This is a genomic window from Corallococcus carmarthensis (assembly GCF_003611695.1).
Taxonomy (GTDB): domain Bacteria; phylum Myxococcota; class Myxococcia; order Myxococcales; family Myxococcaceae; genus Corallococcus; species Corallococcus carmarthensis.
Genome location: NZ_RAWE01000337.1, coordinates 1 through 6,473, shown reverse-complemented (window position 1 = coordinate 6,473; position 6,473 = coordinate 1). Strand labels below are relative to the sequence as shown.

Below are 6,473 nucleotides of genomic sequence, written 5' to 3'. Positions count from 1 at the left end.
GTCGTGGGCGCGACCACGGGCGGAGGATCCTGGGCCGGGGGGACGCGAGCTGGGGCTGAGTCCGCGACACCGGGCGGAGGCGCGACCGGCGGCGGAGGCCGCAGCCACCACCCGAGTCCCACGGCACCAAGGATCAGCGCGGCGGCGCCCGCGATGGGAATCACGCGCGACTTCGCCGGGCCCGCGACCGGTACCGGCATCGTCATCGGGCCGGGCATTCCCGGCTGACCCGACACGCTCACCTGAGCGAGCGGCTGGCCCTGGGGACCGACGGCTCCCGCGAAACTGCCCGGCGCCGCCTGCTGGCCACCGTAGCTCCCCGGCGCGGCTTGCTGCCCGCCCATGCTGCCGGGTGCGACGTGCTGGCCACTGAAGCTCCCCGGCGCGGACTGCTGTCCACCCAGGCTGCCGGGTGCGACGTGCTGGCCCGTGCCGTAGCCCTGGGCGACCTGCTGTCCGCTGTAGCTGCCCGGCGACTGCACGGGGACGCCGGCAGGCACCGGCAGGGCCACGCCCGAGCTCCCCATTCCACTCCCGGGCATCTGCGTGGCGCCGAAGCCCATCGTCCCGCCCGCCACCTGCGGCCGCTGTCCGAACGGGACCGTGCCACCGGCTCGTGGCGCCATCGTCGCGTCGAAGCCGATGTCATCCGGCGCCGCGAGCGCATCCGCTCCAAAGCGGCCCGTCCCCAGCCCCTTGTTCGCGGGCGCCATCGTGGCGCCCATCGCGTCCTCGTCGCTCGGCGCCACGGAGGGAAGGGCGACGCCCGACGGACGCTTCGCGCGCCCGAAGGTCCGGGCCGCGATCTGCTCCTCGGTCTCCGGCAACGACTGGAGTGTCGTCCCCGTGAGCTCCGCGATGAACGACGCGACGTCCGGATGACGGTTCTCCGGCTTCTTCTCCAGCGCGCGCGCCACCGCCTTCGCGACGTTCTCCGGCAGCTCCGGCATCAGCGTGGCGAGCGACACCGGCGGCTCGTGCACCACGCGGTAGATGATCTGCGCGAGCCCACCCCCACCGAAGGGCGTCATCCCGGAGATCATCTCGAACACGATGCCGCCCAGCGCGAACAGGTCCGTCCTCGCGTCGATGCGGCTGTTCTGCCCCTGCGCCTGCTCCGGCGACATGTACTGCGGCGTGCCGATGAGCACCGCCTCCTGCGTCTGGAGCGTCTCCGACGACATGACCTTGGAGATGCCGAAGTCGAGCAGCTTCACGCGCTCGCCCACCACGCCGCCGGAGTCCGTGGGCACCAGGAAGATGTTCGCGGGCTTCAGGTCGCGGTGCACGATGCCCGCGCGGTGCGCCGTCTGCAGCGCCGACCCCATCTGCCGCGTGAAGGAGAACACCTCCGCCAACGTCAGCCGCCCGCGCCGCAGCCGGTCCGCGAGGCTCTCCCCGCGCAGGTACTCCAGCACCAGGAACGGACTGCCGTCCTCCAGCGTGTCGAAGTCCAGCACCTCCACGATGTTCGGGTGCCCCAGCCGGGAGGCGATCTCCGCCTCGCGCCGGAAGCGCACGTGGAGGTCCGGCCCCACGTGGTCTCCCACGCGCAAGACCTTCACCGCGACCTGCTTGCCCGGAAGCCGCAGGTGCTGGGCCAGGAACACCGAACCCATGCCGCCCCGCCCCAACACGGAGACGACTTTGTAGGTGTTCCGGAGGACCGAATCGATGTGCAGCTCACCATCAGCCGAGCGCGTCATGGAAGAGGGCGTGTCCTGATGACAAAGGGGTGCCAGGCACCACCGTGAAACACGGCGCCACGCTACCACGCCCCATCCGCCAGGGCGCGAGCCCACTGCCTCCCTCCACCCCCCGGAAAGTCGAACGCCCGGACCCTCGAAAGAGGACCCGGGCGTCATGAACTCCATCCATCCTTGCTCACCCGGAAAAGGCGCGCCCCTTCAGGCCACGCCTACCCGGGAGGAGGGGCTCAGCCCCACTTGGACATCGTGCGCCGGGAAGGAGGCGAGCTCGGCCCCGAGGCCGCCGGTGCCGCCACCGCGGGCCGCGCCTGCTGCGGACGGCCCTGTCCACCACCCCGCGCCGCCTGGGCGCCGCCGCTGGCCTGACGCGGCTGGCCACCGCTCGGACGGCCCTGCCCGCCGCCGCCACCGCCGCGGCGCTGTCCGCCACCCCGGCGCTGTCCGCCGCCACCACCGCCGCCGTTGCCGCGCGACGGGCCCCGGCCACCCCGGTTCATCGGGGGACGGCTGTCCTCCACGTCACCGGGCAGGGGCGGGGGCAACTGGGAACGGAAGGCGGCGTCCGCCACCACCGGCACGCTGCGGCGGATGGTGCGCTCGATGTCGCGCAGGTACGCGCGCTCCTCGGAGTCGCAGAAGGACACGGCCTGGCCGCTGGCGCCCGCGCGGCCCGTGCGGCCGATGCGGTGCACGTACTGCTCCGGCACGTTGGGCAGGTCGTAGTTGAACACGTGCGACAGCCCGTCGATGTCGATGCCGCGCGCCGCGATGTCCGTGGCCACCAGCACGCGCAGGGTGCCGGCGCGGAACTCGTCCAGCGCGCGCTCGCGGGCGTTCTGGCTCTTGTTGCCGTGGATGGCGTCCGCGCGCACGCCCGCCGCCGTCAGCTGCTTGGCCACGCGGTTGGCGCCGTGCTTCGTGCGCGTGAAGACGAGCGCCCGGGGAATCGCCTTCGCGTCCTGGAGCAGGTGCGTGAGCAGCGCGCGCTTCTCCTCGCGCTCCACGAAGTACACCTGCTGGCTCACCGTCTCCGCCGTGCTGGACGCGGGAGACACCTCCACGCGCACGGGGTCCTTCAGGATGTTGCGCGCCAGGTCCATGATGTCCGGCGGCAGCGTCGCGCTGAAGAACAGCGTCTGGCGCACCTGCGGCAGCACCTTGATGATCCGCCGCACGTCGTGGATGAACCCCATGTCCAGCATGCGGTCCGCCTCGTCGAGCACGAACACTTCCAGCGCCCGCAGCGTCACGTGGCCCTGGTCGATGAGATCCAGCAGGCGGCCCGGCGTCGCCACCAGGATGTCCACGCCGTGGCGCAGCGCCTGGACCTGCGGATTCTGGCCCACGCCGCCGAACACCACCGCGTGGCGCAGGGGCAGGTGCTTGCCGTAGGTGCCGAAGCTGTCACTCACCTGGCTGGCCAGCTCGCGCGTGGGCGTCAGCACCAGGCAGCGCACCGGACGCGCGCCGCCCGCGGGCGCCTTCGCCGACAGGCGCTGGAGGATGGGCAGCGCGAACGCCGCCGTCTTGCCCGTGCCCGTCTGGGCCACGCCCAGCACGTCCTTGCCCAACAGTGCGTGGGGAATCGCCTTCACCTGGATGGGCGTCGGCGTGGTGTAGCCCTCCGCCTTGACGGCCTTGAGGAGCGAATCGGTCAACTGCAGTTCGTCGAAAGTCATGAAATCCCGCATGAGAAGGGTGGGCGCACTCCCCCTCAAGCGGGGGACCGACCGCGCAGCGCGCCCTCCCGCGGTATACGGGGGCGCCTGGCGGTACGCGGTCAGGCCAATCTGCGGCCCGAGGCACCTGCGAACGTCTTGGAACCCCTGGGCGTCCGGAACGATTCCCGGTTCCGCTCAGGGCCCGGCCACACTGCCTGCAATGGGGGGCAATGTCCCGGGAAATCCTTCCCGCCCGGCTGCCCCCCGCCGCTGTGGAGATTTCGGACAGGGCTGTTGGCCGCCTGTCCCCATCGTCCACAACCCCTCACTCCAGCCGGCGACAGCCCTCTCTCTTGGACGCCCTCCCAAGCGGCCGGAATCCTTGGAACAGCAATGAACTGTTCGGATGCCACCTTGGGGTAAACCCTTGGATTGGTTGGGAAATCCTCCGGCCCCTGCCGCTTGGCACAACCGTTGCTAGCCTTTGCCGCGTCGCGCCGTAATGGCGTGGGCGGTCGGCCCTGGTGAGGAGCGGGATTTGAAGCGGTGGCAGCGACAGACGGTGGGGATGGCCTGGGGGTTGGGGCTGTGCGTGGCGGCGCTGGCGTGTGCCCAGCAGCCGAAGGCGGCGAAGGCCTCCGGCTTCTCCGCGGCGACGGTGGAGGAGAAGGCCCGCGCGCTGGCCGCGAAGCCGTACCAGGAGCCGCCCGTTGGCGTTCCTCCGTCCTTCGAGAAGCTCACCTACGATCAGTACCGGGACATCCGCTTCCGCGACACCGCTTCGCTGTGGCGTGAAGAGGGGCTGCCCTTCCGGGCGCAGTTCTTCCACCCCGGTTTCTATTACACGCGTCCGGTGGGCGTGAACGTGGTGGAGGGCGGCAAGGCGCGTCCGGTCCCGTTCTCCACGGACCAGTTCACCTACGGCCCGCTGGTGGGCACGCCGCCCAAGGGCAAGGTGAACGGCTTCGCGGGCTTCCGCCTCAACGCGCCGCTCAACACGAAGGACTACTACGACGAACTGGTGGCCTTCCTGGGCGCCAGCTACTTCCGCGCGCTGGGCAAGGGCAACCTGTACGGCCTGTCCGCGCGCGGGCTCGCCATCGACACGGCGCAGCCGGGGGGCGAGGAGTTCCCCACGTTCCGCGAGTTCTGGCTGGAGACGCCGGCGAAGGGCTCGGACACGGTGGTGGTGCACGCGCTGATGGACAGCCCCAGCGTCACGGGCGCGTACCGCTTCGCCATCCACCCGGGTGAGCGGACCGTGATGGACGTGGACTCCACGGTGTTCGTGCGCAAGCCGGTGCGTCAGCTGGGCGTGGCGCCGCTCACCAGCATGTTCCTCTTTGGAGAGAACGACCGGGGCGACTTCGACGACTTCCGCCCGGAGGTGCACGACTCCGACGGCATCTCCGTGTGGATGAAGAACGGCGAGAGGCTGTGGCGCCCCCTGAAGAACCCCAAGCAGATCCAGGTGAGCAGCTTCCATACGGACGGGCTGTCGGGCTTCGGCCTGTTGCAGCGCGACCAGGCCTTCAGCAGCTATGAAGACCTGGAGGCGCGCTCCGAGCGTCGCCCGGGCGCCTGGGTGGAGCCGGTGGGCGACTGGGGCGCGGGGTCCGTGCGGCTCGTGGAGCTCCCGACCCGCGAGGAGATCCACGACAACATCGTGGCCTTCTGGGTGCCGGATGCACCGGTGCAGGCGGGTGCACAACTTCGCTTCTCCTACCGGCTGTCCTGGGGCTTTTCCCCCGAGGGCGCGAAGGCCGGAGGTTCCACCGTCGCGGCGACGCGTGTCGCGGCGGGCAGCAAGCCGGGGGCGCGTCGCTTCGTCCTCGATTTCACGAAGAGCAGCGGAGAAGGCACGGGCCCGGTGGAGGCGGTCGTCACCGCTTCACGTGGCCAGGTGCTGCACCCGCGCGCGGAGCTCCACGCCATCACGGGTGGCTACCGCGCGGCCTTCGAGCTCATGCCCGACGGAGAAGGCCCCGTCGAGCTGCGCTGCTTCCTGAAACGCGGTTCCGAGACCCTCACCGAGACCTGGAGCTACCTGTGGATTCCGTGACCACGCACCCGTTCATCTCCTTCGCCCCGGCCATGCCGCAGGCGGCCCGTGCGGACACGCAAGCCGCGCTGGTGAGCTTCTTCCAGGACTTCGGCTTCACCGCCCGTGGCGACCTGGAGCGGCTGGCGGGGTGGATCCTGGGCACGCGCGAGCTGTCCCTGTCTCCGGAGGCCGCGCTGGCGCTCGCGCGCTGGCGGGTGGAGGGCTGGCTGGCGGAGGTGCTGGGGCCGTCGCACGTGGGGCCGTCGCTGATGGTGCGCGGCCGGGCCGCGTTCGTGCTGGTGGGCGGCGCGCGCTGGGGCGCGGACGTGCTGATGCGCACCCCGTCCTCGCTGCCGGAGGCGTGGCGCCGCGCGGTGTGTGAAGCAGTGCCCATGTCCGCGCCCGCGGAGATGCCCTGCCAGATGCGCGAGCAGGTGCTCGTGCTCAATCCCTTCATGGACATGCTGCGCCGCTGGCTGCGTCCCGCCGCCAGCCGGGCGGATGTGTCGCCGTCGCGCTAGGCGCGCACCCCACACATCGAAGAAGCCGCACGGGAGCCCGGAGTCCGCATGAACGCCCAACCCTACACTCCGGCCCTGGCGCGTCCCCGCCGTGTGATGGTGCTGGGCCTCGCGGCCCTGTCCACCGGCTTCGCCTCCGTGGAGATGCACCGGCTGCTCGCGGCCCACGGCACCACGGTGCCGGAGCTGTTCGTGCTGGGGCTGTTCGCGCTGTGCTTCGCGTGGATCGCCCTGTCGTTCTGGAGCGGCGTCGCGGGCTTCATCCAGCTCATGTCGAACCAGCGCGTGCCGGGGCTGCGCTGGCCCACGGAAGAGGAAGCCGGAAAGCCGCTCACGCGCCGCACCGCGGTGGTGATGCCCGTCTACAACGAGGACCCGGCCTCGGTGTTCGCGCACGTGCAGGCCACGTACGAGTCCATCGCCGCGACGGGGCAGCTGGACGCGTTCGACTTCTACGTGCTGAGCGACTCCACGCGGGCGGAGTCGTGGGTGGCGGAGGAGCTGGCGTGGTCGGAGCTGTGCCGCCGGGTGGGTGGGC

Annotated in this window: 4 protein-coding genes and 1 pseudogene; 3 read left to right on the top strand and 2 right to left on the bottom strand. The window is 71.2% G+C overall.

What is annotated here, in order from left to right; genetic code table 11:
- Together D7X32_RS42245 and D7X32_RS42240 are read right to left on the bottom strand one after the other, a co-directional pair.
- Positions 1–1,706 (bottom strand): serine/threonine-protein kinase (locus D7X32_RS42245; RefSeq protein ID WP_147450484.1); only part of this gene is annotated, 1,706 nt, incomplete at its 3' end.
- 230 nt (positions 1,707–1,936) lie between these two features.
- On the bottom strand, positions 1,937–3,388 hold the full coding sequence (locus D7X32_RS42240) for a DEAD/DEAH box helicase (RefSeq protein ID WP_120608165.1): 1,452 nt from the start codon (positions 3,386–3,388) through the stop codon (positions 1,937–1,939).
- 550 nt (positions 3,389–3,938) lie between these two features.
- Between D7X32_RS42240 and D7X32_RS42235 the strand changes: the two genes are divergently transcribed.
- The 3 genes and pseudogenes from D7X32_RS42235 to D7X32_RS42225 form a co-directional block, all read left to right on the top strand.
- Positions 3,939–5,432, top strand: a complete 1,494-nt coding sequence (locus D7X32_RS42235; protein ID WP_439329049.1) for an OpgD/OpgG family glucan biosynthesis protein — start codon at positions 3,939–3,941, stop codon at positions 5,430–5,432.
- A complete protein-coding gene (locus tag D7X32_RS42230) occupies positions 5,420–5,935 on the top strand; it encodes a hypothetical protein (RefSeq protein WP_120608163.1) in 516 nt (171 codons plus the stop codon). Before D7X32_RS42235 ends, D7X32_RS42230 begins: the two co-directional genes overlap by 13 nt.
- Positions 5,936–5,983: 48 nt before the next feature.
- Positions 5,984–6,473 (top strand): annotated as a pseudogene (locus D7X32_RS42225) (glucans biosynthesis glucosyltransferase MdoH); the annotation flags it as partial.